Origin of the sequence: Streptomyces sp., from assembly GCF_036524955.1 — a bacterium.
Taxonomy (GTDB): domain Bacteria; phylum Actinomycetota; class Actinomycetes; order Streptomycetales; family Streptomycetaceae; genus Actinacidiphila.
Window position 1 is genome coordinate 13,187 of the sequence record NZ_DATDBG010000087.1, and the last position, 24,924, is coordinate 38,110.

The 24,924-nt window shown below is 71.7% G+C and carries 20 protein-coding genes; 12 read left to right on the forward strand and 8 right to left on the reverse strand.

The annotated features are described in order from the left end of the window. The first annotated feature begins 64 nt into the window (after positions 1-64). Positions 65-1,075: a diaminopimelate epimerase gene (gene dapF / locus VIW71_RS08025; protein WP_331621325.1), complete on the forward strand. Its 1,011-nt coding sequence runs from the start codon at positions 65-67 to the stop codon at positions 1,073-1,075. 60 nt (positions 1,076-1,135) lie between these two features. Continuing rightward, positions 1,136-2,179, forward strand: a complete 1,044-nt coding sequence (locus tag VIW71_RS08030; RefSeq protein ID WP_331621326.1) for a fatty acid desaturase — start codon at positions 1,136-1,138, stop codon at positions 2,177-2,179. Positions 2,180-2,441: 262 nt separating this feature from the next. Here the strand turns inward: VIW71_RS08030 and VIW71_RS08035 are convergent, their stop codons facing one another. From VIW71_RS08035 to VIW71_RS08060, 6 genes are all read right to left on the reverse strand, one after another. Further along, a complete protein-coding gene (locus tag VIW71_RS08035) occupies positions 2,442-3,725 on the reverse strand; it encodes an ATP-grasp domain-containing protein (protein WP_331621327.1) in 1,284 nt (427 codons plus the stop codon). Between the two features lie 22 nt (positions 3,726-3,747). Then, positions 3,748-5,088, reverse strand: coding sequence for an MFS transporter (locus VIW71_RS08040; protein WP_331621328.1), 1,341 nt, complete (start codon positions 5,086-5,088; stop codon positions 3,748-3,750). Between the two features lie 101 nt (positions 5,089-5,189). Further along, positions 5,190-6,170 (reverse strand): quinone oxidoreductase family protein, encoded by a 981-nt coding sequence (locus tag VIW71_RS08045; protein WP_331621329.1) that lies wholly within the window; start codon positions 6,168-6,170, stop codon positions 5,190-5,192. Between the two features lie 78 nt (positions 6,171-6,248). Then, positions 6,249-7,661: a methylaspartate mutase gene (locus VIW71_RS08050; protein WP_331621330.1), complete on the reverse strand. Its 1,413-nt coding sequence runs from the start codon at positions 7,659-7,661 to the stop codon at positions 6,249-6,251. Then, positions 7,658-8,119 carry a cobalamin-dependent protein gene (locus VIW71_RS08055; RefSeq protein WP_331621331.1) on the reverse strand — a complete coding sequence of 154 codons (462 nt, stop codon included), beginning with the start codon at positions 8,117-8,119 and terminating at the stop codon, positions 7,658-7,660. The genes VIW71_RS08050 and VIW71_RS08055 overlap by 4 nt, the downstream gene beginning before the upstream one ends. A 72-nt stretch (positions 8,120-8,191) precedes the next feature. Then, positions 8,192-9,259, reverse strand: a complete 1,068-nt coding sequence (locus tag VIW71_RS08060; RefSeq protein ID WP_331621332.1) for a fatty acid desaturase — start codon at positions 9,257-9,259, stop codon at positions 8,192-8,194. 763 nt (positions 9,260-10,022) lie between these two features. Here VIW71_RS08060 and VIW71_RS08065 point away from each other — a divergent pair. Beyond that, positions 10,023-11,345 carry an ATP-grasp domain-containing protein gene (locus VIW71_RS08065; RefSeq protein WP_331621333.1) on the forward strand — a complete coding sequence of 441 codons (1,323 nt, stop codon included), beginning with the start codon at positions 10,023-10,025 and terminating at the stop codon, positions 11,343-11,345. 148 nt (positions 11,346-11,493) lie between these two features. Here the strand turns inward: VIW71_RS08065 and VIW71_RS08070 are convergent, their stop codons facing one another. Together VIW71_RS08070 and VIW71_RS08075 are read right to left on the reverse strand one after the other, a co-directional pair. Further along, on the reverse strand, positions 11,494-12,702 hold the full coding sequence (locus VIW71_RS08070) for an ATP-grasp domain-containing protein (RefSeq protein ID WP_331621334.1): 1,209 nt from the start codon (positions 12,700-12,702) through the stop codon (positions 11,494-11,496). 403 nt (positions 12,703-13,105) lie between these two features. Then, complete coding sequence (locus VIW71_RS08075; RefSeq protein WP_331621335.1) at positions 13,106-14,245, reverse strand: PLP-dependent cysteine synthase family protein; 1,140 nt, start codon at positions 14,243-14,245, stop codon at positions 13,106-13,108. A 164-nt stretch (positions 14,246-14,409) separates the two neighbouring features. On the opposite strand from VIW71_RS08075, the gene VIW71_RS08080 reads away from it, so the two are divergent. From VIW71_RS08080 to VIW71_RS08120, 9 genes are all read left to right on the forward strand, one after another. Beyond that, entirely contained in the window at positions 14,410-15,411 is a 1,002-nt protein-coding gene (locus tag VIW71_RS08080) for a LysR family transcriptional regulator (RefSeq protein WP_331621336.1), read from the forward strand. A gap of 493 nt (positions 15,412-15,904) precedes the next feature. After that, the gene (locus VIW71_RS08085) at positions 15,905-17,056 is read left to right on the forward strand and encodes an ABC transporter substrate-binding protein (RefSeq protein WP_331621337.1); all 1,152 of its coding nucleotides are present in this window, start codon (positions 15,905-15,907) and stop codon (positions 17,054-17,056) included. Between the two features lie 204 nt (positions 17,057-17,260). Continuing rightward, complete coding sequence (locus VIW71_RS08090) at positions 17,261-19,075, forward strand: ABC transporter permease (protein ID WP_331621338.1); 1,815 nt, start codon at positions 17,261-17,263, stop codon at positions 19,073-19,075. Between the two features lie 11 nt (positions 19,076-19,086). Continuing rightward, positions 19,087-20,106: an ABC transporter ATP-binding protein gene (locus VIW71_RS08095; RefSeq protein WP_331621339.1), complete on the forward strand. Its 1,020-nt coding sequence runs from the start codon at positions 19,087-19,089 to the stop codon at positions 20,104-20,106. After that, on the forward strand, positions 20,107-20,862 hold the full coding sequence (locus tag VIW71_RS08100; protein ID WP_331621341.1) for an ABC transporter ATP-binding protein: 756 nt from the start codon (positions 20,107-20,109) through the stop codon (positions 20,860-20,862). A gap of 28 nt (positions 20,863-20,890) precedes the next feature. After that, the gene (locus VIW71_RS08105) at positions 20,891-22,060 is read left to right on the forward strand and encodes an LLM class flavin-dependent oxidoreductase (RefSeq protein WP_331621342.1); all 1,170 of its coding nucleotides are present in this window, start codon (positions 20,891-20,893) and stop codon (positions 22,058-22,060) included. A 15-nt stretch (positions 22,061-22,075) separates the two neighbouring features. Then, on the forward strand, positions 22,076-23,233 hold the full coding sequence (locus VIW71_RS08110; RefSeq protein WP_331621343.1) for an alkylhydroperoxidase domain protein: 1,158 nt from the start codon (positions 22,076-22,078) through the stop codon (positions 23,231-23,233). Positions 23,234-23,322: 89 nt separating this feature from the next. Continuing rightward, positions 23,323-23,943, forward strand: a complete 621-nt coding sequence (locus VIW71_RS08115; RefSeq protein WP_331621344.1) for an NADPH-dependent FMN reductase — start codon at positions 23,323-23,325, stop codon at positions 23,941-23,943. 163 nt (positions 23,944-24,106) lie between these two features. Beyond that, positions 24,107-24,922: a ferritin-like domain-containing protein gene (locus VIW71_RS08120; RefSeq protein WP_331621345.1), complete on the forward strand. Its 816-nt coding sequence runs from the start codon at positions 24,107-24,109 to the stop codon at positions 24,920-24,922. Positions 24,923-24,924: the final 2 nt, after the last annotated feature.

The window sequence follows — 24,924 nt, forward strand, 5'->3', positions numbered from 1 at the left end:
CCGCCTAGACTGGCGGGATCAGACTGGTCTCGGCGGGATGGCCGTAGGACGACGGACGGAAACGATGGCTCTCTCGATCATCAAGACGCACGGCAGCCTCAACGACATCTTCGTGATCGACGGTGCCCCCGGTGACCACTTCGCGGACGCCGACATCCCGCGCGCCGTACGGATGCTGTGCGACCGCCGCAGGGGGCTCGGCGGCGACGGCGCGTATTTCATCGCCGACAACGGTGACGGTACCGCCGAAGCCTTCTTCTATAACCCCGACGGTTCCGTGTCGCTGCTGTGCGGCAACGGAATGCGCGGCGCGGGCCGGCTGCTGCTCGACCGCTACCAGGCCGAGCAGGTCGTGCTGCGCACTGGCCCTCACTCCTTCACGGTCCGGGCGGCGGACACCACGTCGCACGGTGTGCGGCAGGTCTCCGTCGAGCTGCCGCCGGTCGACTTCACACCAGCCGAGCCGATCGTCGCCGACGCCGAGTGGCCTTTCGTGGACCGGGCGCTGCCCGCGTACCACGCCTCCCGGCACGTCTCCGCCGTCGCCGTACCCAACTCGCACCTGATCACTGTGCTCGACGACACCTACAACGAGGCCGAGCTTGTCGCCACCGGCACCCGCGTCGCCAACGCGTCGGATGTCTTCCCCATCGGTGCGAACGTGTCCTTTGTGCGGCCGCTGGCCGAGGCCGAGGTGTTCATCCGTACCTTCGAGCGAGGCGCCGGCCTGACCCCGTCGTGCGGCTCTGGCGTCGCCGCCTCTCGCGCCGTGCTCTCGCGTCTCGGTCGGGTGGAGCCGGACCGGCCGGTGACGGTCCGCAACCCCGGCGGTGTCGCGCGCAGTTGGATGCAGACCGTTGGTGAGCAATGGCGGCCGGTTCTGGAGGGTAACGCCACCAAGGTCTACGCCGCTGAACTCGACCCGGCGGCACTGCTCGGTGACGGGCCGATCGAGTACCGGGGCGAGGTGTTTCCCGGTGAAGGCGAGGCATTCGCCGCGCTGAACAGCGATAATCTCAAGGAACTGCAGGAAGCCGGGATCAAGATGACCATGAAGAGCCCTGCGGCCCCCTGAGAGTCCCCGCCGCCGCCCGACCTGGTCCGGTTCCGCAACGGAGAGAGAGGGGGGGCACGCTTGGTCACCTACCTGGAGATCACCGCAATCATCGTGGCGGGTATGGCCGTGCGGCAGGCGGACCGCTGGTGGTTCAGCCCGCGCCGAGGTTGCTTACCGACGGTGACGCTGCGGGATGTCAGAACGCTGCAACGCGAACGCGCCAACAACGTCACACCGGCACTGCTGATGCTCGGTCACTGGCTGGAAATAACAGGTTGGTGCCTTGTCGCTGTTCACAGCGGTCCTGTCGGCTGGGCCGTGGCCGCTGTCGCTGGCGCGGTCAAGTTCCGCCACCTGCAGGAGGTCAGCCACTTCGCCGTGCACGGGGTGCTGGCGCGCAGCGGCCGGATGGGCACGGTCCTCGCCGAAGCAGCCGTCCACGTCCCACTCGGCTTCCCACCGGTCTCCGTCCGCCGCAGACGCCATGTGCGCGAACACCACCCCAACGCGACGTTGTCCGGGACCGACCCCAACCTCCGGGAGCTGCGCGATGCCGGACTGCACGCAGGGGTCACCAGGCGGCGCTTCCTTCTCGCACTCGTCTTCCCACTCACCCCCGCCGGTGTCGCCACGACGATACGGGGCATGGCCGGCAACCTCGGCGCGGACTCCGGGCGTTGGTGGCGTCTGCTCGGTTTCGCCGCGTTACCTGCGGCCGTGGCGGCCCTTTTCGGCTGGAAGGCCCTGCTCTTCGCGTATGCCGTGCCACGTCTGCTGCTGTATCCGCAACTCGCCTGGCTGTCGCTGCTCGTCGAACACCGATGGTGGGACGCGGAACCGGTCACCGGGCCGCCCGCCGTCGTGGAGGCGGCCCGCTGCCTGCGCCTGTACCCCCGCAACCCGGTGCTGGCCCTGCTCGCGCGCGGCACCTGGCTGCCGTACGGCGACCTCTACCACTACGCGCACTCCGCGCACCCCGCCGTGCGCTGGAACTATCTGCCCGCCCTTGAGACACGCGCCCTCGGCACCCCCACGTACACCCCACATGCGCTGCTCATCGGGGAAGGTGCGGTGGCACGCCACCACTTCCGGGCTCTGACCCGGGCGACCGGACGCATGTGACCACTGGTACGGGCTCCAGAAAGGGAGTGTTCGGCCGAGGGGCGCGGGCGAACACTCACGGGCCCGAGGGCCAGGCGCTGCCGCCAAGCCGACGGCGCCCGGGGCGAACGCGGCGATCCCGGGGATCGCGTGGCGCCGCAAGGAGGGTGCCATCAGCTCGGTTCCGCTCCAGCGATCACTCCCCCCGGGCGGGGGCAGGGAGCGCCTCACCCTCGGGGACGCCTGCGAAGAGGAGGGTGGGTTCGGCGAGGATGTCGCGCACTCAGCCCGCTGTCGTGGCCAGGGCGGGGGTGCCGCCGGCTGGGGTGGCGGGTTCGGGGTCCACGCGGAGGTCGAGGGAGGCTGCCGCGGCGCGTGCGGTGGCGACGGCTTGCTGCGGGGTGGGGGCGGAGGCCCGCACCGAGGCGATACGGGCGTAGGACGAGTCCAGTCCGCCGCACAGTGCGCCGGGCGCGGCGAGTATCCGCACGGCTTCCACACCGGGTACGGCCTCGGCGTCCGGGACGCCGGCGACCGACCGCAGGACGCCGCGTTCCCGGGTGGAGGCGAACCAGACGGCCGCCGATGTTCCGGTCGGGGTGCCGGCCAGCCGGCGGCGCAGGCCGGGCAGGACGTCCTCGCCGAGGGTCTGGCGAACCGTGCAGTCCACCAGGTCGACGCCGGTCGCCGAGTGGACGAGCAGGGGTATGTCGTCACCGGCCAGCCGGATGTGGGTCTCGATGACCCGGGGGCCCTGCGCGGTGAGCACCACCTCGGTGTGCGTGGGACCGAAGGTGACGCCGAGCGCGTCCAGCACGCGGGGGACCAGCGCGTGCAGCGCCTCGGCGTCCTCGCGGCCGATCGGGGCCGGCACCACGTGCCCGAGTTCGACGAACGTCACCGGGTCGGTGTACTTGGCGGTGACGGCCACCACCTGATGGTCGCCCCGGTGGGAGAAGGCCTCCACGCTCAGTTCGCGACCCCGGTGGTACTGCTCCATGAGGACACCGGCGTCGGGCAGCCCCTCGACACCGCCCGCGGCGCGGACCAGGGCCGGTTCCAGCTCGCTGTCGTGGCTCACCAGCGCCACGCCCGAACTCCCCGCACCCGTGACCGGCTTGACGATGCACGGCAGGCCGTGGGCGGCCACGAACCTCCGGGCCTCCGCGAGATCCACCACGCGGGCCGACGCCGTCGGGTCGACTCCGGCCTCCCGCAGCCGGCGGCGCATCGCCTCCTTGTGGTAGACGAGCGTGACCGTCGCCGGGGTGTGCGCGGGGAGGGTGAGGGCGCGGCCGATGGCCGCGCAGTGGTCCTGGTCGCGCTCGCCGTAGGCGGCCACCGCGGTGAAGGGGTCACGCGCGTGGACGGCCCGGGCCCACCGCACCCACTCGGCCTCGGACGCGTCCGGTCCCAGGGCGATCACCCGGACGTGTTCGTCCGCCTGCTGCATCCTCGGCAGGAACGAGCTGCGGCAGATCACCGACGTACGGGTTCCGGGGGCGATCCGCCGCAGCCGGGCGGGAAGGTCGCGGGCTCCGCCCACGACGAGGACGTGCTGGTACACCTCGACCACCTCCGCGACGTTGTCAGGACAGGCTGGGAACAGTGACCGGGACGGGGACCGGCTGGGCCCGTTCGGCCAGGCTGCGCCGTACCGCGACGCGCGACAGGGCCGTCGCCGAGGCGAACGCGCCGGCCAGCAGAGGCCAGCTCAGGACGCCCAGCGGCATGAGCGCGACGACGAGCAGGGTGGGACCGGCCACCTTCTGACCGGCCTGGGACAGGCTGAAGGCCCCGAGGTAGCGGGCACGGGCAGCGGCCGGGGACAGCTCCGTGGACAACTCCCACACCGCGACCGCGTTGAGGTTCTCCGCGAGGGACAGCAGGACCACGGCGGTCACCAGCCAGACCAGGGCCACCACCCCACCGCCGCACCACTGGGTCAGGGCGAAGGCGCCGCAGCATCCGCACATCAGCAGCCCCGCCGCCACCAGGAGGCGCGCCGCCGCCGACGGCCCGCGCGCGAAGCGCGCCACGTACACCTGCAGCACGGTGGTCAACACGGTGTTGACCGCCATGAGCACCGGTACCCACGCGGCGTCGATGGAGGTGTCCCGCAGGATCCACACCGGCAGCAGCACGATCAGCATGGTGTCGTAGAGCGAGAGGACGACGTTGGCCCCCGCGAACAGCATGAACCAGCGGTCGCGGAACGGTGAGCGGACCGGCGCGCCGGACTTCCGGACTTCGGCTGCGGCCGGCCCGCTGCCGCCGGCCGGCCGCTGCGGGCCGTGCACCGCGAAAGGCCGCCCTGTCGGTGCCGCTGCCGCTGCCGCTGCCACAGCCCGCCGCACGGACCAGGCGACGACCAGGAAGGACAGCGCGTTGCCCAGGAAGAGCGCGACGAACAACCACCGGGTGCCCGCGGCGAACACGGCGCCGGACAGCAGGAAACCGACCGTCAGACCGACGTTGCGCACCGCGCGGATGGAGGCCATGGAGTGCGTTCGGTCGGCGTCCCCGACCACCCCCACCACCACGGCTTGCTGGATCGGCGCGCACGACCGGTCCAGTGCCGTGAGCACCACGGTGAGCACGAGGTAGCCCGGGAACGACGCCACCGCGGCGTAGCAGCCGTAGCCGATCCCCCGGAGCACCAGCAGAGCGATGTAGAAGGAGGCCGGGCCGCGGCGGTCGGCGAGCCGCCCCATGGGCACCGGTGCCAGGAGGGCCAGCCCGCCCGCGAGCGTGATCGTGAAGGCCACCCGCGAGGAGGGGATGCCGATCACCCCGACGAAGTACAGGGCGGACGAAGCGAAGAACAGGCCGCTGCCGAGCGCGTCCACGCACGTCCCCGCGGCCAGGATGCGCCCGGCCCGGCTCCGCGGCAGATATCCGGCAGCGACCCGGCGTAACGTTCGCAGCATAGACAGCCATCCCTCTCTGGTGACCTGCTCACGCACCGTCGGCCCACCCGGCGGCGGCCCGGTCCCGGCACGGCACCGGGCGCTCCAGGGGGTTGCCGCCGTCACCCGTCCAGGTGCAGCAGCAGCTTCCCGGTCGTCGTCCCGGACTCCAGCGCGGTGTGCGCCTCACGAGCCCGCTCCAGCGGCAGCGACTCGCTGACCAGCAGTTCGAGTACGCCCGACGCCACCGCGGCGAAGACCTCGGCGGCCCGCGCCCGCAACGCCCCGGTGCCGCGCACATGATCGGCCAGGGACGGCCGGGTCACGAACAGCGACCCTGCCCGCAGCCTCTCCAGTGCGAACGGCGCCACCTGGCCACCCGACGCCCCGCACAGCACCAGCAGTCCGCGCGGACGCAGACACGACAGCGAGTCCTCGAATGTCGGGGCACCGATGGAGTCGTAGACCACGTCCGCACCGCGGCCCCCGGTCAACTCCCGCACCGCCGCGCTCGGCTCCTGCTGCCGGCGCACCACCACATGCCGGGCGCCTGCGGACAACGCCGCCTCCGCCTTCTCCGGTACGGACACGGTGGCGATCACGGTCGCCCCCCGGGACGCGGCGAACTGCACGGCCAGCCGGCCGAGACCGCCGGCCGCCGCGTGCACCACGACCGTGTCGCCCGCGCCGACCGGATGGGTGTCGTGCACGAGATAGTGGGCGGCCAGGCCCTGCATCAGCCCGGCGGCCGCCTGCTCGTCGGTCACCTTGTCCGGCACCGGCACCAGCGCGCCGAGCGGAACGGCGGCGTACTCGGCGTACGTCCCGGGCCGTGTCGCCCACGCCACCCGGTCGCCCACCGCGAGGTCCTGGCCGGGCCCGGTTCCGTCACCCAGCCGCTCCACCACGCCCACCGCCTCCTGGCCGGGGACCAGGGGGAGGGCCGCCGGATAGGCCCCGCTGCGGTAGTAGGTGTCGATGAAGTTGACCCCCGCCCGGTGGATGCGCACCAACGCCTCGCCGGGCCCGGGCACCGGCTCGGGAACGTCGGTGGCGCGGAGGACTTCGGGGCCGCCGGGGGCGGTGACGACGATGGCGCGCATGGAGACCTTTCGCTGATCGGGAAGGACGCGTCGTGCGGGGCCGGCTTCTTGGCGCGGGCCCGCCGCTGTCCGCGGGGCTCACCGGGAAGGACTGGCCTCCCGCGTACGGGTCTGCGCCCGCTCGGTGAGGAAGTAGCCGATGTCCGCGGTGATGGACGGGATCATGCCCGGCTCGCCCCAGCCCCCCTGGCCTGCGAAGGCCGCGTTGCGGCGCAGCACTTCTGCGGAGAAGGGTAGCGCCCCGGCGTCACGGTAGCGGATGGCGCCGTGCCCGTCCCGGCCGGGCAGGACGTCGGATTTGGCGTGCCGGCTGGCGCTGAACGGGATGTCCAGCGTGCCCCGGCGGAAGGCGTCGGCGACGGCGCCGGCCAGTGCCGTGCCGCCCGGTGCCGGGCCCGCCGCCGCCAGCACCGGGTCCACCAGTTCGCGGACCTCCCGCACGATCCAGTGGACCTCCTCCTCCACCGCCGGCTCGTCGAGCCTGAGGAAGTCGAGGAACTCCGAGCCGGCGAGCGCCGCGGTGCGCAGGCCGTCGACGTTGGCCCGGCTGTCGGGGATGCCGTGCGCCTCCTGGTTGGTCTTGGTGACGATCTTCGCGGCGCCGCCCATCCGGCCGACCAGGGCGCCGTAGAGGATCAGAGCGTCGGCGGCGGCGGGCTGCCGGGGGAAGGCGCCCATGAACTGGTGCAGCACGGGGAACACCTCCACCTCCGGCGGGAGGTAGACGGCGGCCAGGACGGGCAGCGCGCGCAGCGCCGCCACGTCCTGGACGGCGTTGCCGCCCTGGGGGTAGGAGATGGACACGCAGCGTACGCCCGCGTCCGCCGCCGCGACCGCCTCCAGCAGCGTCACCGCCAGGCTGACCGAGGGCGGCACGAGGACGGCGGTCAGCGTGCCGAACAGCTCCCGGTCGACGATGACGCCGTCCTCCTCGTACAGCACGCCGCAGGCCCGGTCCACCTCGTGCCAGGCCGCCAGGGACGTCTCCAGCGGGACGTCCTTGCTGTACGGGAGGTTGTAGGAGATGCCGCCGCCCTCGAAGGACGTGATGCCGGCGGCCACAGCGGTCACGAACAGCTCCCGGGCGTCGGGCGAGCCGTGACGGATCTGCAGTGGCGCGCCGACCGCAGCGTTGAGTTCCAGCCCGCGCCGCCAGCCGTGCGTCACCAGCGGGTAGCCGTTGAGGTGGGAGGGATTCTCGCGCAGTGTCCGCGCGGCCACCGCGAACCGCCGCAGCCGGGTGTGCGAGTCGATGGTCACCGTCAGCAGGTCGGGCGCCGCGCCCTCCTCCAGTTCGGTGAGCAGGTCGAGCATGGCCCGGTGGGCCCCGACCCCGCAGCGCGGCTGCAGAGCCGGCCGCCCGCTCCCGCGCGCGCCGCGCAGTACGTCCACGGCGCTCCCCTTGCGGGCGGTGACGTCCGCGACGGTCCGCACCATCTCCTGACGGCTGGGCAGGGACGCCAGGAACCCGGGGTCCAGTGAGGGGATCACGCCGGCACCGCGAGCGATCTGAGCGACCGGTCCGCTGCCGTCGCCGCCTCCCGTTCGGCCCGCAACCCGTCCAGGGCGGGCAGCAGTTCCGCTGCGTCCCGCAGCACCCGGTCGACTCCGAGTGCGTAGAAGGGGGCGGCCTCGTCGTGGGCCTTGCCGGAACCGACCGACAGGTTGCCGCCGAGGACGACGGGGCAGGTCAGCCGGCCGGAGGCGCGCAGGGCGGGAAGCTCCTGCAGATCCTCGTAGGCGTGTCCGTTGAGGCTGCCGATGATCACGGCCTCGGCCTGCGGATTGGCGCGCACCGCCGCGGCGAACTCGCGCAGCGGCGTGCACACTCCGAGGTTCACCACCGTCAGGCCGTTCGCGCGCAGGTGCATCTCGATGAGCTTGTTGGCGACGACGTGCACGTCGCTGGCGGCCACTCCCAGGACAACCAGGCGTTGGTGGGGGGACATGGGTCTCCTTCTGATGTGGTCACGCGACCGGGGGAATTGCGGGCGAGTCGGGCAGCGGGCGACGCGGGGGGCTCAGTCGTCGAAGGCCGCGAACAGTTCCCGCTTGCTGACCTCCGGCAGACGCTCCGGGTCGAACTCCGCCGGGTCGGCTGCCGACAGTGAGTCGAAGACGCGGTTGACGGCGGCCGCCAGGCCCCATGCCTCCTGGTAGTCCGGCCAGCCCGGGTGCCCGGACTCGATGTCGCGCTGGCGTGCGAAGACGTAGTCGGCCCACTGCCGGCTCATCGGGTGGCGGTGGTGGAAATCGTGGACCACCGTGTCGCCCGTGAGCACCAGGTAGCGGGCGGGGAAGTGCACCAGCCCCATCCGCAGGGCCCAGCGCGTCCAGGCCAGAAGCCGCCGCACCGGCGGGAGCGCGGGTGCGGGGGCGGCCTCGCCCAGGAAGATGGCGTTGGTCAGCGAGGCGAAGTACGCCTTCCCGCGGCGCTCGGTGGTGTCGGCCGAGGGGAACGTGTGCTTCACGCACAGGCGGAGGGTGTTGCTGATCTGGAACAGCACGGTCAGCGGTACGCACCAGCCCAGCAGGAGCAGCGGCCACAGACCCGACGCGATCGAACCGGCGGCCAGGAGGGCGTAGCAGACCGCCGTGACCACCCGCGTCGTCCGCGAGGCGTTGCCGGCGTAGGAGCGCACCCGCGCCACCGCGAAGGACAGGTGGAAGCGCGGCGAGAGCAGTTTGCGGGTCACGATGCGCCACATCGTCGCGCGCGGCATGCCGGGCCGCAGTTCCAGACTCACCAGGAACGCCTGGACGGTCGGGTCCCGCAACGTCATGTGATGCACCGCGTGGTGGTCGGCGACGTGCTCGCGGCTGTACTGCTCGAAGCCCTGAACCACGAGAAGTCCGGCGACGAGCCGGCCGACGACCCGGTCGGTGCGGGTGCGGGCCCACATGTTGCGGTGGGCACACTGGTGGAACACCATCATGCGCAGGTTGCGCATGCCGTGCAGGGTGACGACCCAGCCCACCGGGAGCAGCAGCAGCCAGAAGGACACGGCGGCGTGCAGGGCGACGGCGCTGATCGCCACACCGCCCGCCATCGACGTGACCGCGGCCAGCAGGTGGAAGGTCGGGGTCACCGGTAATCCGCGCTGCCCTCGGTATGGCTTTCCCGTCAGGTATGTCAAGGGAAGTTGCAGGACTTCCGGGAGGCGGCGCATCGACTCGCGCGGGTCGTCGGAAGGTCTGTGCCCGACGCCGGTGGCTTTTAAGGCGACGGCTTCGGTCTGGCTCGTTTCAGCGGCAGGCATGGTGAGCGGCTCCTCTTGGAGTGTCGACACTCGGGGACTGGAATTACCCATGCGCAAGGCCCTCAGGACGGCAGCCGGTGAACAGAATGAACGAGGTGTCAAGTTTCGTCAAGATGAGTAAAAATCCGGCCACTTCCGTGAAAAGTCGGCGTCAAGTGAGACAGCGGGGAAAAGAGCTTTGTGCGGCCTCGGGAGCGGGCCGACGACCACGTCACAAGGGCTGCCCCGCCCCTGTACCGGCAAGTTCACCTCCCACCGGCAGGCCCGGCCCTCCAAGGGCGTATGCCGCGCCTGTCGCGGTCGGCGACGCCGAGGCGCGGTCCGCCCGGCCGCAGCGCACAAGACGGCGCGCGCTGCCGGGAATACGCCGGTTGCGGGGCTCACGGGTGTCGGCGTGCGCCGGTGTTCATCGTCATTCCGGCGGCCTTCGGAAGCCCCGCGCGGAGCAAAACCCGCGCCACGGATGTTGCCGATTCCGTTGCTTTACCGCATCGGCCGATTCTGGCCGGTATGCGGGAGAGGCAGCGTTGACCACTGCCCGGAGCCCGTCACATGGTGTAGCCGCCACCGCTTCGCAAAGAATAGGAGTGCCGTGACGAATACGCCGACCGGCTCGGACGAGACGTCGTCTCCAGACACGCTGCTCACGGCACCTTCGAGCCGCCCGTCCGGATTCGCCGACGACGGTACGGGCCACATCGTCGTCGTGCACCGCTGGCAGGACAGGTACGCGCACTACGAGCAGTACTTCGACCACACCGCCCGCCCGGTCACCTACATCACCACCGAGGTCGGCAGGCTGTCGGTACCGCAGGACGCCGCGGAGGTCGTCCTGGTGTCCGGGACCGACGACCCGGCCGCCTTGCGCGCGGCGGTCGCCGGACTCGCCGAGCGGCACGGCGCGCCGCACGCGATCGTGGCGCTCAAGGAAGGCGACCTGCCGGTCGTCTCCCGCCTGCGCGAGGAGTTCGGGACCGCCGGCGCCCGACCGGGCGACCTGCACCGCTTCCTGGACAAGTACGCGATGGCCGAAGCGGTCGCCACACTCGGCCTGGACATGCCGGCGTTCGCGGCGGCGCCCGACCGGCAGGCCGTGCGGGAGTTCGCCGACCGCCACGGCTGGCCGGTGATCGTCAAGCCGCTGCGGGGGAGCGCCAGTCACGGCGTGCGCCGGCTGTCCGGCCCGGCGGACCTGGACACCCTGTCCTTCGACGCACACCGGCCCATGATGGTGCAGGAGTACCTGGACCTGCCGATCGTGCACGTGGACGGCCTGTACCAGCGGGACGGACTGGGCCCGTGGCGGGCCAGCCGCTACCTCAACACCTGCCTCGGCTTCACCACGGGCGATCGTCTCGGCTCGTTCGAAATGGACGATCCGGAGGCGGTCGAGGCCATCGAGCGCTACCTGTCCGTGCTCATCCCCGGTCTGAACGACCAGCCGTGGGTGTTCCACCTGGAGTTGTTCCTCGACACGCACGCCGACGGCACCACCCGCCCCGTCTTCCTGGAAGTCGGCGCCCGTGTCGGCGGAGCGGAGATCCCCTGGCTGTGGCGCGAGGTGCACGGCATCGACCTGATGCACGCCGAGTGCACCCTGCAGACCGGCGGAGACCCGTCCCTGCCCCGGTTGTCCGCGGACGAACCCGTCGCGGGATGGCTGCTGGTCCCGCTCACCGTCCCCCGTCCGTGCCGGGTGGTCGCCAGCACGCCCATGGCCGGTCCGCGGGGGCCGTACGCCGAGAAGGTACCGGCCCCGGGAACCGTCATCCCGGACGCCGACGCCTTCTACGAGCACACCGGCGGCCGGTTCCGCTTCCGGGGCGCGACCAGTGACGAGGTCGCCTTCCGGATCGACGACGTCGCACGACGGTACGTCATCGAGTGCGAGGTCCTGGCGCCGGTCGCCGGCTGAGTCCGACGGTCACCGGCTCGCCCCGCCGTGCCCACCGGGCGCCACGGCGGGGCGGTACGGCCGGCGTCGGGGCCGTCCTGGCTGCTTCCGTCCCGGGCACCGGGAGGGAAGCGGGCGGACCCGCCGGGCGGCCGTCGGCCGGTACGGCTCAGCCGCCCTGGCCGGGCAGCGGCTCGGTGTCGACCTGCACCGTCCGCAGTACCTGCTCGCAGCGCCGCACGGCCTCGGCCGCGTCCCGGCCGGAGGCGACCACGTACCCGTTGACGCGGTCCAGCGAGGAGCGCAACGGCGGCACCACGGCGCCGGCGGTGGTCAGCGACCTCAGCTCGGCTCCCTCCACGGCGGCGGCCTCGCGCTCGCCGTGGACACCGCGCACGACCCCGGCCGGCGGCTGGACGAAACGCACCGCCGCTCCCCGGTCCGCGTACGGCGGCTGGGGCACCGTCTCCAGTCCCAGGGGCACGGTGACCGACAGCCGGGCGAAGTCGACGCCCCGGGCCAGCCGGATCAGGTCGTTCAGGCTTCCCCCGCCGATCCGGTTGTGCGACTCCACGATCCTCGGTCCGGCGGGCGTCAGCTTGACCTCGGTGTGCGACGGCCCCACGGTCAGTCCGACCGTGTCCAGGAACGCGGTCACCAGTCCGGCGACCTCCGCGAAGGTGTCGTCGTCCAGCGCGGCGGGAATTGTGTGACCGACCTCCACGAAATTCTCGGTGAGGGTCTTGTCGGTGGTGGCCACGACGGTGTGCACGCCCTGGTGCGAGAAGGCCTCCACACTGATCTCCCGGCCGGTCAGGAACTCCTCGGCCAGCATGGCGGGCACCGGGCCGCCGCCCGCTGCCAACCGCGACCAGACCTGCTCCGCCTGCTCCGGCGACTCCAGCCGGAAGACCTGCACGCTGCCCGCTCCCGTGCTCGGCTTGAGCACCACGGGCCCCGCGACGCGCGCCATGAAGCGCGTGAGCGCGCCCGCGTCGGTGACGACCTGTGACCGTACCGGGCTCAGACCCACCTCGGCCAGCCGCCGGCGCATCAGGGCCTTGTCCTTCAGCAGCGTGACCGTACGGACGGTGTTGCCGCCCAGACCCAGCCGTTCGTTGAGCCGGGCCGCCATCAGCAGGCACTCCTCGGTCAGTGAGATCACCAGGTCGAAGGCCCGCTCGCCGTGCAGGTCTTCGACGGTTCGTTCGACGGCGGCCACGTCGGCAAGGTCGATCTCCACGACTCGCTCGCAGATTTTCCGCACCTGGTCGTCGAACGAGCCCGGCTGGTGCAGCCACACCACGGACACGTCGGCGTCGTGGGCGGCCTCCACCACGTTCGCGCGACCCCCCAGCACCATCACCCGGCCATTCACCGGCGCAGTCCCCCTCCGTCACGAGACCCGGGATCTTCCGAGCCACCCGGGAGGCTCCCCTGCGGCGTACCGTCAGAAACGCGACCCCCGTCACCGTGGGCGCCGCAACCCCCGTCACGTGAGCGCCGCTCCCGCCGTTGCCGGGGGCGATCCGCGGGGCGGCCGGGGCGCACGAGACCGTGGCGGCCGGAGCGGACAGCACCGGCCCGGCGGGTGCCCGAGGCGGGGCAGGACCCCGTACGGCGGCCCCATCGGCCCGCGGCTGGATGAGTCCGCGGGCCACGGCCGCGGCGTGGAAGTGGCCCGGAGCCGGCGTCAGCACGTGGTCCGAGGGGGGCGGCGGTCCGAGGCCGGCGGCACGCGGTTCAGCGCGGAGCGGCGTACGCGGCGCGCCGCACCGGTTTCAGCGCGGAGCGGCGTACGCGGCGCGCTGGTAGGCGGCGTAGGGGGTGAGCTGGGAGTCCGTGAGGGTGGCGGTGGCCAGGAAACCGCGCAGGGAGCGGAGGGCGGGGTCGAGGTCGAGGCCCTGGGCGCGGATCCAGGCGTCGTTGTAGTAGGTCCTGCTGTAGCGGGCGCCGGAGTCGCAGATGAGGGTGACGACGCTGCCGGTACGGCCCTCGGCGACCATGTCGGCGATGAGCCGGAAGGCGGCCACCAGGTTCGTGCCGGTCGAGCCGCCGGCATGCGCACCGGTCAGGTCGTGCAGCAGCCTCATGGCCGCCAGGGACATCGCGTCGGGGACGCGTACCATCGCGTCCACCAGGGCCGGGATGAAGGACGGTTCGACGCGGGGCCGCCCGATGCCCTCGATCCGTGACCCCGTCGCGACCACGCTGTCGTCCCCGGTCGTCCAGGCGTCGAAGAAAGCGGACCCCTCCGGGTCGGCGACGGCCACCTTGGTGTCGTGGCCGCGGAAGCGGCAGTACCGCCCGATGGTGGCGCTGGTGCCGCCGGTCCCGGCGCCGACCACGATCCACTCCGGCTCCGGCCGGTCACGGTCCGACATCCGGTCGAAGATCAACTGGGCGATGTTGGCGGTCCGCCAGTCGGTCGCCACCGCGGCGTACGTGAACTGGTCCATGAAGTGGCCGCCGGTCTGCTCCGCCAGGCGCAGCGACTCCGCTGATATCTCCCCGGGGTTCGCCACCAGATGGCAGGTACCGCCGTAGCTGTTGATCAGCGCGATCTTCTCCGGGCTGGTGCTGGCCGGTACGACCGAGATGAACGAAAGACCCAGCATCTTCGCGAAGTACGCCTCGGAAACGGCGGTCGAACCACTGGAGGCCTCGATGACGACGGTCTGCGGTCCGATGCGGTTGTTCACCAGGTTGTAGAGGAACAACGAGCGCGCCAGCCGGTGCTTGAGCGAACCGGTCGGATTCGACGACTCGTCCAGCAGGAAGAGGTCGATGTTCCAGGAACGCGGTAGGGGAAAGCGCAGCAGCCGCGTACCGGTGTCGTGGTCCGCGGCCGATTCCAGAGACCTGGTGGCGCGGTGCACCCACTCGCGTTGTGTATCAGCGGTGTTGCGGATCACGGTCATGCCAGCCTTCCGAGTCGGCAATGCTGCCGGGACTGCCTGTGCGGCCGATGGAGGGGCCCTCGGCCGCACATGCCGCCCCGGCAGTCAGACTCTGGCACGGCGGAACGATCTCATTCAACGACAAGCTGGTTGTACCTGCTATTCAGTTCATTTATAACTGGCAGATGATTGAACTCAAACACCTGCGCGTGCTGAAGGAGATCAGCGAGCTCGGTACGATCTCGGCCGCGGCGCGCGTGCTGGGGTACTCCCAGCCCGCCGTCACCCAGCAACTCCAGGCGCTGGAACGGCTGGTGGGTACGCCGCTGCTGCTGCGCGGCCGGGGCGGCATGCTGCTGACCGAGGCCGGGCAGGTGCTGCTGCGGCACGGCACGTCGGTGCTGGCGGCGATGTCGCTGGCCGAGGCCGAGGTCGCCGCGGTGACCGGGCTGCGGGCCGGCAAGGTCCGGATCGCCAGTTTCCCCTCGGGCACCGCCTCCGTGGTGCCGGGAGCGCTGTCCCACATGGTGACCGCCCATCCCGGGGTGAGCTTCTCGCTGGTGGAGGCGGAGCCGGAGCAGGCGCTGGCCATGCTCGGCCGGGGCGAGTGCGACATCGCGCTGGTCTTCTCGTACTCGACCGAGCCGGACCGGCCACCGGCCGCGGCCACGGCGAACACCGTCTCGTACCCACTGCTCGAAGAGGCGGTGCACGTCGTCCTGACCGCCGACCACCCGGCCGCCGCCGAGGAGAAGATCTCCCTGTCCGACCTGCGGGACAGCCGCTGGATAGCCGGCTGTCCGCAGTGCCGCGGCCACCTGATGTACGCGTGCGCCGCGGCGGGGTTCAGCCCGGACATCGCGTACGAGACCGACGACTACGTGGCCCTGCAGAGCCTGGCGGCCAAGGGGCTGGGCGTCGCCCTCGTACCCGACCTGATCCTGTCCGTGGTGCGGCTGCCGATGCTGCGGCTGCGGCCCGTGGACCCGCCCGCGGTGCGCCGGGTGAGCGCGGTGTGCACCCCGGATCTGGCCCGGGTGCCGGGTGTTCGCGCCACGCTGGCCGCCCTGAGCGCGGCCGCGGCCGACGTGAGCCGGGTCGCCGAGCGGCGCGCGGACGAACTGTGCCTCACCGCGTCGGCCACACCCAACGGGCGCCGGCGCGTGGCCTCCCCGGGCCGGGGATAACCTCCGCTTATAGGCGGACGAACAATGTTTCGCTTGAACTCCCATAACCCCCGGGTGCAGCATCGTCCTACCGCGGTACGGCGGACGGCGAGAACCGGTTCATTCCGGTAGTCGGAACTTCCGTTCGGATTGCGGAACGGCGACCTGCGGCCGACTGCCGTCGACGCCCTGCGTTATGATCGGCCAGCTTCAGCGCTTCAGCGCACCCACGTGCAATGTGGCACACGACACAGTGGTGACTCTCGCAGTGTTACCGAGAGACTTCCGCCCCATTTCAGCCGTCCCGAAATCTCTGGGGAACTGACACCGTCGTCGCCCTGCACCATTCTCCACCATTCTCCGGCTCCGCGCAGTGCGGCCGGATTCCGGCGGTGCCAGCAGCGTTCAACTCCGCCCGAAACCTTCGGCAGCAAGCGCCGGAATCCGCTGCGGCACCCTGTGTCTGCCATGGCAACGGTTCATGTCGGCGCGCTCAAAAAGAGAGAGGTTCTCGATGCTCGGAAAGCGTCGTGGTCGCATGCTCGTCGCGGGAGCGAGTCTGCTCTCCGTTTCCGTCTCGCTCGTGTCCTGCGGCAACTCCGGTGGCGGCGACGCCCCGTCCTCGGGACCGGTCTACTTCGGTGTCTCGGCGCCGCTCAGCGGTGACAAGGCCGAGTACGGCACCTACTGGAAGCAGGGCTTCCAACTGGCCCTCGACGAGATCAACGGCAAGGGCGGTATCGGCGGCAGACCGGTCAAACTGCGCTGGGAGGACAGCCAGTCGGACCCCAAGCAGTCCGGGCCCATCGCCACCAAGTTCGTGGACGACAGCAAGATCGTGGCCGAGCTCGGCGACTTCTCCAGCTCCGCCTCCATGGCCGCGTCCCCCATCTACCAGCGCGGCGGGATGGTGCAGTACGGCTTCACGAACTCCAACCCGGACTTCACCAAGGGCGGCGACCTGATGTGGAGCCCCTGCGAGACGCAGGACTTCCTCCAGGAGAAGAACGTCGAGATCATCAAGAAGTACGTCAAGAAGGTCGCCGTCGTCTACCAGGACACCGACTGGGGCAAGAGCGCCTACGACGCCTTCACCAAGTGGGCCGGGCAGGCCGGAATCCAGGTCACCTACAAGTCCTCCTTCCTGCCGACCTCCACCGACTTCCGGCCCGTTCTGCTCAAGGCGCGGGACTCCGAGCCGGAGGCGCTGGTCCACCTCGGCTACGCGCCGGACGGCGCCCTGATCGCCAAGCAGATCCGGGCCGTCGGCTTCAAGGGACGATTCTTCGGCGGGCAGAACACGCAGCAGTTCCTGGACCTGGCCGGCCCGGACGCCGAGGGCGACATCCTGCCGGGCGACTTCCTGCCGGGCGACCCCGACCCGCTGGTGCAGGCGTTCGTGACCAAGTTCCACTCCAAGTACCACGCCCTGCCCAACGCCTTCAACGTGATGGCGTACGACGCGCTCACCGACCTCGCCTTCGTGGCGGAGAAGGGCGGAGCGACCCGAGCCGGGATCAAGAAGGGCCTGGAGATGGGCCTCAAGCTGCCCAGCGTGTACTTCAAGGGGTCGTTCTCCTTCGACGACCAGCGCCGTCCCTCGGGCATCACGACCACCGAAATCATCGTCAAGAGCGGGAAGTTCGTCCCGAACACGGGCAGCTAGTGCCGCGTCAGCCGGAGTTTGCCCGTCGCGACGCCCGGCACAGCACCCCGCGGCGCCGCCGCATCGACCGAGCAGGCCCACTGCGAGGCCGGTCCGGCGCCTTGCGACGCACCGCACCGGACGCCGCTCCTTGACAGGCAGACCCTGACCGACGCGGCACTGGACCTCCGTATCGGACCTCCACGGATCGGAGACTGATCACTCATGCTGGACACGCTGCTGGCGGGCGTCATCCACGGCAACACCTACGCGCTGGTCGCCGTCGGGCTCTCGCTGATCTTCGGGATCACCCACCTGGTGAACTTCGCCCAGGGCTCTGTGTTCGCCATCGGTTCGATGACCGGCTGGTGGCTGGTGGCCGAAGCACACTGGTCGCTGTGGGCGGCCATGGCCGGGGTCGCCCTGGTCACCGGTCTGCTCGGACTGGCGATCAACGTGTTCGCCGTCCGGCCGCTGCGCAAGGCCCCGCCGATATCGGCGCTGCTCGCCACCGTGGCGGTCTCGCTGGTGCTGGACAACCTCTCGCAGCACCTCTTCGGGCCGGAGACCCGCCCCTTCCCGAAGGCGCTGGCCACCAGCAACTTCCAACTGGGCGGGCTCCGGTTCGGGACGCTGGACGTCGTCATGCTGGCGGTGACGCTCGGCTGCATGATCGCGCTCGGCGGGTTCCTCAAGTTCACCAAGGCCGGCCGCGCGCTGAGGGCGGCGTCGCAGGACTCCGACGCCGCCCTCCAGATGGGCATTCCCGTCGCCAGGATGCAGAACATCGCTTTCGTGATCGCCTCCGCGCTGGGCGGGCTCGCGGGTGTGCTCGTCGGTATGTACAACAGCAACATCTCGCCGACGGCCGGCGCGCAGGCCGGGCTCACCGCCTTCGTGGCGGCCACGCTGGGCGGGCTCGGCAGCATGGTCGGCGCGGTCGTCGGAGGCGTGGCGCTCGGCATCGTCCAGGCGTTCGGCATCTCGCTGTGGGGCGACGGCGTCAGCGATCTGATCGTCTTCGGCGTGCTGATCGCGGTCCTGTGGGTGCGGCCCGCCGGACTCTTCGGGCGGGTGCCCCTGGTGTCCAGCGAACCCATGACCGGGACCTTCCTCGGCCGCGGCCGTCCCATCGTGCTCAAGCGGTGGCAGGTCGCCGCACTGGTCGCGGCCGCGGTGGTGCTGTTCCCGCTGACGGCGAACAACTACTACCTCCAGACCGGCACACAGGTCGCCCTGTACGCGACCCTCGCGCTGTCCCTCACCCTCGTCTCGGGCTCGGCCGGCCAGATCACGCTCGGCCAGGCCGGACCGCTGGCCGTGGGCGCCTACACCTCGGCGCTGCTGGTCAAGGAGCAGCACTGGCCGTTCCTCCTCGCGGTGCTCGCCGGCGGTGTGGTCGCCGCCGTGGTCAGCACCGTGCTCGCATCGCCGACCTGGCGGCTGCGCGGACACTACGTGGCGATCGCGACCATCGGCATCGGCGCGGTGATCACGGCGCTGATCCTCAACTGGGACTCGGTCACGCACGGCGCCATGGGCGTCACCATGATCCCGCCGCCCAGTCCGTTCGGCTCCGACATCGTCACACCCCGCGGGTACTTCCTGCTCGACGTCGCCGTCCTGCTGTTCACGCTGCTGGTGGTCGTACGGCTGCGCGGCTCGCATCTGGGCCGGATCCTGTCGGCGGTGGGCGCGGACGACCTCGCGGTGCGTTCCTCGGGGGTCCGGGCCAGGGACTACAAGTCGCTCGCCTTCGCCATCGCCGCCTTCTTCGCGGGCCTGGCCGGGGCGTTGATGGGCCATCAGTACAGCTATCTCGATCCGACCATGTTCAACCTGAACGTGTCGCTGCTGGCCCTGACGATCATCGTGCTCGGCGGGATGACCAGCCCGTTCGGAGCGATCCTCGGATCGGTCGTACTCGTCGGCGCCCCGGAGGTGCTGCGTATGGCCCAGGACCTGCGGATCATCTTCTACGGCATCCTCCTGCTGCTCATCATCCGATTCCGGCCCCAGGGCATCTGGGCGAGGGCTTAGGAGAACGCCCCATGACCGTCTCCAGCACACACAGCCCCGGCCCGGCGGCCGGTGTCCGCGAGGCCGCGGACTCCGGCACCGACCCGGTGCTCAAGGTACGAGGACTCACCCGCAGTTACTCAGGACTGCGCGCCGTCGACGATGTCTCGTTCGAGGTCGAGCAGGGCCAGGTGGTGACCATCATCGGCCCGAACGGCTCCGGCAAGACCAGCACGCTCAACCTGATCACGGGACTGATCCGGCCGGACAGCGGCCGTATCCACCTGTGCGGACAGCGCATCGACAACACGTCCGTGGAGGCGATCGCCGAGGCCGGCATCGGCCGCACGTTCCAGAACGGGCGGGTGTTCGGCAACCTCAGCGTCGCGGACAACGTACTGGTCGGCATGCACTCGACGCTCACCGCTTCCCGGCCCTTCGCCCGGCTCGCCCGGTATCCGCTGCTGCGCTGGATTCCGCTGCTGGCCGAGACGGCGCTCGCGCTGGTCCCCACCCCCGCGGTCCGGCGGGAGCAGCGGCAGGCCAGGATCCGGATGGAAGAGGAACTGAGCCGCTTCGGCGAGCGCCTGACGCCGCGTCAGGACAACTACACGTACACCCTGTCCTACGCCAACCGCCGCCGCACCGAGATCGCCCGCGCGCTGGCGCTGCGGCCCCGGCTGCTGCTGCTCGACGAGCCGACCGCGGGCATGAACACCACCGAGACCGCGGAGGTCCTGGAACAGCTCCTGGAACTCAAGCGCCAGGGCCAGACCATGCTCCTCATCGAGCACAAACTCGACCTGGTCATGGCGGTGTCCGACCGGGTCGTGGTGATGGACAACGGCAAGGTCATCGCCGACGGGCCGCCCCGGGTGGTCCGCGAGGACGAGCGGGTGATCGAGGCGTATCTCGGCCGCCGTCACGCCCGGTCCGACACCGCGACGGGCGCCGCCCGACCCGGCACCGCGACCCCCGACGGCGGCCCGGACAGTGCCGTCGACGCCCACGACACGGCCGATAAGGCCGCCGCGACCGAGGAGAGGTCCTAGATGCCGATCACGGCCGAGCCGCCCGCCGCGACCGAGCCCCTGCTGGAGATCTCCGGTGTGGACGTCTTCTACGGCGCCGCCCAGGCACTGCACCAGGTCTCCATGAAGGTGTACCCCGGCGAGATCGTCTCCCTGCTGGGCGGCAACGCGTGCGGCAAGTCCACCACGATGAAGGTGATCCTCGGGCTGGTGCGCCCCCGAGCCGGTGACGTGCGGATCGACGGCCGGCCGGTGAACCGGCTGTCCACGCCCGCCCGGGTCCGCCGGGGCGTCGCCTCCGTGCCCGAGGCGCGGCGGGTCTTCCCGGACATGACCATCGAGGAGAACCTGCGCTGCGGCGCGTACACCCGGCGCTCGCGTCAGGAAGTGCACGCGGACATCGAGCGGATGTACCACTACTTCCCGCGGCTGGCCGAGCGGCGCGGGCAGCACGCCGGCACGCTCAGCGGCGGCGAGCAGCAGATGCTCGCCTTCGCCCGGGCGCTGATGAGCCGCCCCCGCCTGGTGTGCATGGACGAGCCCACGATGGGGCTGTCACCGCTGTTCGTCGAACGCGTCCTGGACATGATCGTCGAGATCAACCGGGAGCTGCGCGTCGCGGTGCTGATGGTGGAGCAGAACGCCGAGATGGCCCTGTCCATCGCGGCCCGCGGCTACGTCCTCCAGACCGGGGTGGTCACGCTCGAAGGAGCCGCGGCCGACCTGCTCGACAATCCCCTGGTCCAGGAGGCCTATCTCGGCCGGACCGGCGCCTGAGTCCCGCCCGACACACGGAGGATCATCCATGACGTACGACGCTCCGGCCCCGGCCGGTCCCAGCAGCCCGTTCCGGCTCGGCTTCTTCACCAGGCTCGTGGACCAGGTGAGCCCGGCGGAGGTGTACGGGCGGGCGCTGGACCTCTTCCAGGCAGCGGAGGACCTCGGCTTCGACACCGGATGGGTGGCCCAGCACCATTTCGCCATCGAGGGCGGTCTGCCCGCGCCGATGGTGTTCCTGACCGCCGCGGCGGCCAGGACCCGGCGCCTGACCCTGGCCACCGGCATCATCACCCTCCCGCTGGAGGAGCCGCTGCGGCTCGCCGAGGAGGCGGCCGTCCTGGACGTGCTGTCCGGTGGCCGCCTGGAACTGGGCTTCGGCACCGGGGGCGGCGCGTCGACGTTCGCCGCGTTCGGCCGCGGCCTGGACGACCGACGGGAGGCGTTCGCGACCGGCTTCGCCACCGTGCGCGACGCCGTCGCCGGCCGGCCGCTCACCGAGGACGGGCTGGTGCTGTACCCGCCGCGCCCCGGGCTCGGCGACCGGTTCTGGCACGCCACCTTCAGCGCCGACGGGGCACGCCGGATCGGGGAGCAAGGCGTGGGCCTGCTGCTGGCCCGCACCGCGGCCCGGCCCGGCGGCGGCCCGCCGGTCCCGCCCGACGCCTCGCTCGGCGACCTCCAGACCCCCCTCGTGGACGCCTACCTCGACGCCTGGCCGGCCGAGGCCGGCCCGCCGCGGATCGGCCTGTCGCGGTCCGTCTACATCACCACCGACCGGCGCACCGCCGTCGCCGACGCCGAGCAGGGCATCCAGGCCATGGCCGAGGTGCTCGCCCGGGGCGGCACACTCCCGCCGGGCCTGACCACCGAGGACTACCTCCGGATGTCGTACGTGTCCTGCGGCTCGCCGGACGACGTGATCGCGAGCCTCGCGGCCGACCCGCTGCTGCCCCGGAGCACCGACCTGATCTGCCAGGTCCACCCCCTCGACCCCAGCCACGACAAGACGCTCCGCTCGCTCGAACTGCTCGCCACCGAAGTGGCTCCCGCACTGGGCTGGCGGCCCGCCGCCCGCGGCGGCACGGACGGCAAGGCCGCCGCGGACGCCGCGAAGGAAGCCTCGTACGCCGCCGACGGCACCACCGGAGCCGCGCCCGCCATCGTGCGGCAGACCACCGAACGACTGCTCGCCTGAATCAGAGGTCCCATCATGTCCCCCCGTGCAACCATCCCCGGCGCCGACACCGACCAGGTCGGCGGCCCGCCGTACGGACCGCCCGACGTCGTCGACGCGCTGCTCGGCATCGAGGACGGCACCCCGCTCGCCGCACTGCGCGCGCTTCGCCCCGAAGTACGCGCACACACCCAGGGCAGCTACGACGCGCTGTTCGACCCCGCGGTCTCCACCGGAGTGACCCCCGAGGAGCGGTTCGCGACGGCGCTGCGGGTCGCGGCGCTGCACGCGCACGAACCGCTCGCCGACCACTTCCGGTCCCGCCTGGCCGGGGCGGCGCCGGGCGGCGCGGCCGCAGCCGATGTCGAGGCCGGCCGGACCGACGCACTGCCGGCCAGGACGGCGGCGATGCTCGTCCACGCCGAACTCCTGGCGCTGCGCCCCGCCGCGGCCACCCCCGACGACCACGAGCGCCTGCGCGCGGCGGGGCTGGACACCGCCCAGATCGTGACCGTCTCCCAGCTCGTCTCGTTCGTCTCCTTCCAGGCGCGGGTGCTGACCGGCCTCGCGCTGCTGGCGGGCGTCGACCGCGGTGTGCCCGGCGGCAGCGCCGGCCAGGTGCCCGTACCCGAGTTCCCGTTCACGCTGGCGGAGGTCGGCTGGGAGCCGTGGCTGCCGCCGCTGGAGATGGCCGACGCCACCGACGAGCAGCGGGCCGCGCTGCCGGGCTTTCGCGCGGACATGCCGTACTTCCGGCTGCTCGCACTGGACCCGGCGGTGCTGGTCGAGCGGACCGCCACCGACAACGGCATCTTCTACACCCGGGGCGGCGCCCCCCGGGCCGATCGCGAGCTCGCCGCGACGACCGCCTCCCGGCTCAACGGCTGCGTCTTCTGCGCCTCGGTGCACAGCCGCTTCGCCGCGCATTTCGGCAAGCGGACCGAGGACGTACAGCGGCTGCTGGACGAAGGGCTCGGCGCCGACCTGGGTGACGAGCGGTGGAACGCGGTGGTGAACCTCGCCGCCAAGCTGAGCTGGACCCCCTCGGCGGCGGAGCCGTCCGACGTGGCGCGGCTGCGCCGCGCGGGGCTGGAGGACCCGGAAATCCTCGACATCGTCCAGGCCACGGCGTTCTTCGCCTGGGCGAACCGGCTGATGCAGACGATCGGCGGCCCGGTCCCGCCACCGGCATGAGGCCCCGCCGCCACGTACCGGCGCGGCCGGTGGGCGACCGTCCGAGCGTCAGCATCCCCAGCGCAGGACCGACAGGAAAGGCACGTCCCATGACCAGTTCCGCGGACACCGCGGCGGCACCGCCCGTCGTGGTGGGCATCGGCGGCACCACCCGACCCGGCTCGACCACCGACCGGGCGCTGCGGCTCACCCTCGCCGCGGCCGAACAGGCCGGAGCCAGAACGCTCTTCTTCGGCGGGGACTTCCTGGCCCGGCTGCCGATGTACCAGGCCGGCGACCCCGTCCGCACCGACGAGTCGGTGCAGCTGGTGGAGGCGGTACGCGGCTGCGCCGGCCTGGTCGTCGCCAGCCCGGGCTACCACGGCGGGGTCTCCGGCCTGGTGAAGAACGCGCTCGACTACATCGAGGAGCTGCGCGGCGACGACCGGCCGTACCTCGACCAGCGGTCCGTCGGCTGCGTCGTCACCGCACACGGCTGGCAGGCGTGCGGCACGACGCTGGGCGCGCTCCGCTCGATCGTGCACGCCCTGCGCGCCTGGCCCACCCCGCTCGGCGCGACGATCAACACCAGCGAGCCGGTGTTCGACGCCTCCGGTGCCTGCCTGGACGTGAAGGCCGCGTCTCAGCTCGCGCTCGTGGGCCGCCAGGTGGTCCAGTTCACCGGGTGCCCCGCCGCGCGCAGCGGCCTGCCCGAGCCCGTCCTGTCCTGACCCGCACCGGACCCGGGCCGGCCGGGCCACAGGCCGCGAGGCGGGCACGTCGGGTCACCCGTGTGGCGGACAGCGGTTGCGGGGGCGGGGGAGCGGGCCTTCACTCGGAAGGGTGCGTGGCGGGAGCGCACGGGGGGAGGTTGGCGCTGAGAGGAGCGACGTGATGGTGTCCGCACGCGGTTTGTTCACGGAGATTCTCGACGACGACAGGTCCTTCCAGCTGTTCTGTTCCATCGCGGCCAGTGGCGAGACGCAGGGCGGGTGGGAGAACGGCCGGATCGCCGCGCTGGTCCCCGAGTCGCAGCGCGACCTCGTGCCGAAGATCACCCGCCACGGGGCCGACGAGGACAAGCACGGGCGGATCTTCGGCGCGCTGATGCGCCGGCGCGGGCTCGACCCGGTGCCGGTGCCGTCGGAGACCGACTACACGATGCTGCTGGAGCGGGCCGGCATCGGTCTGGCGCACAGCCGGCTGAAGCGGGACGAGCCGCTGACGGAGCTGGACATCATCACGTACCTGGCGCACAGCCGGGTCACCGAACAGCGGGCGTCGGAGCAGATGGCGCTGCTGGTGAAGCACTTCGCCGACCATCCCGAGGTCGGCAAGGCGGTGCGGGCGATCTCGCACGACGAGGACAACCACCTGGCGTACTGCCACGAGGAGTTGCTGCGGTTCGCCCGGGTCGGGCACGGCCGGACCATCCAGCGCATCCTGCGCGACTGCGCCCTCGCGGAGATCCGGGTCTACCGCGATGTGAGCCTGGCGGTGATGGACCACATGGGCCGGGTGCTCGGCTGGTCCGCTCCGAAGGCGGCCGTGCTGCGGCTGGGCATTCGCGCGGTCTACGCCTACGAGCGGCTCGGCGGGTGGCGGCGGATGGTCCGGCTGGCCATGCCCGAGCGGCGGGACGCGATGGGCGGTACGCCGGGACCGCCGCACGGACCTGCCGGCGCCGATCTGGCGCCCGCCGCTCCGTGAGA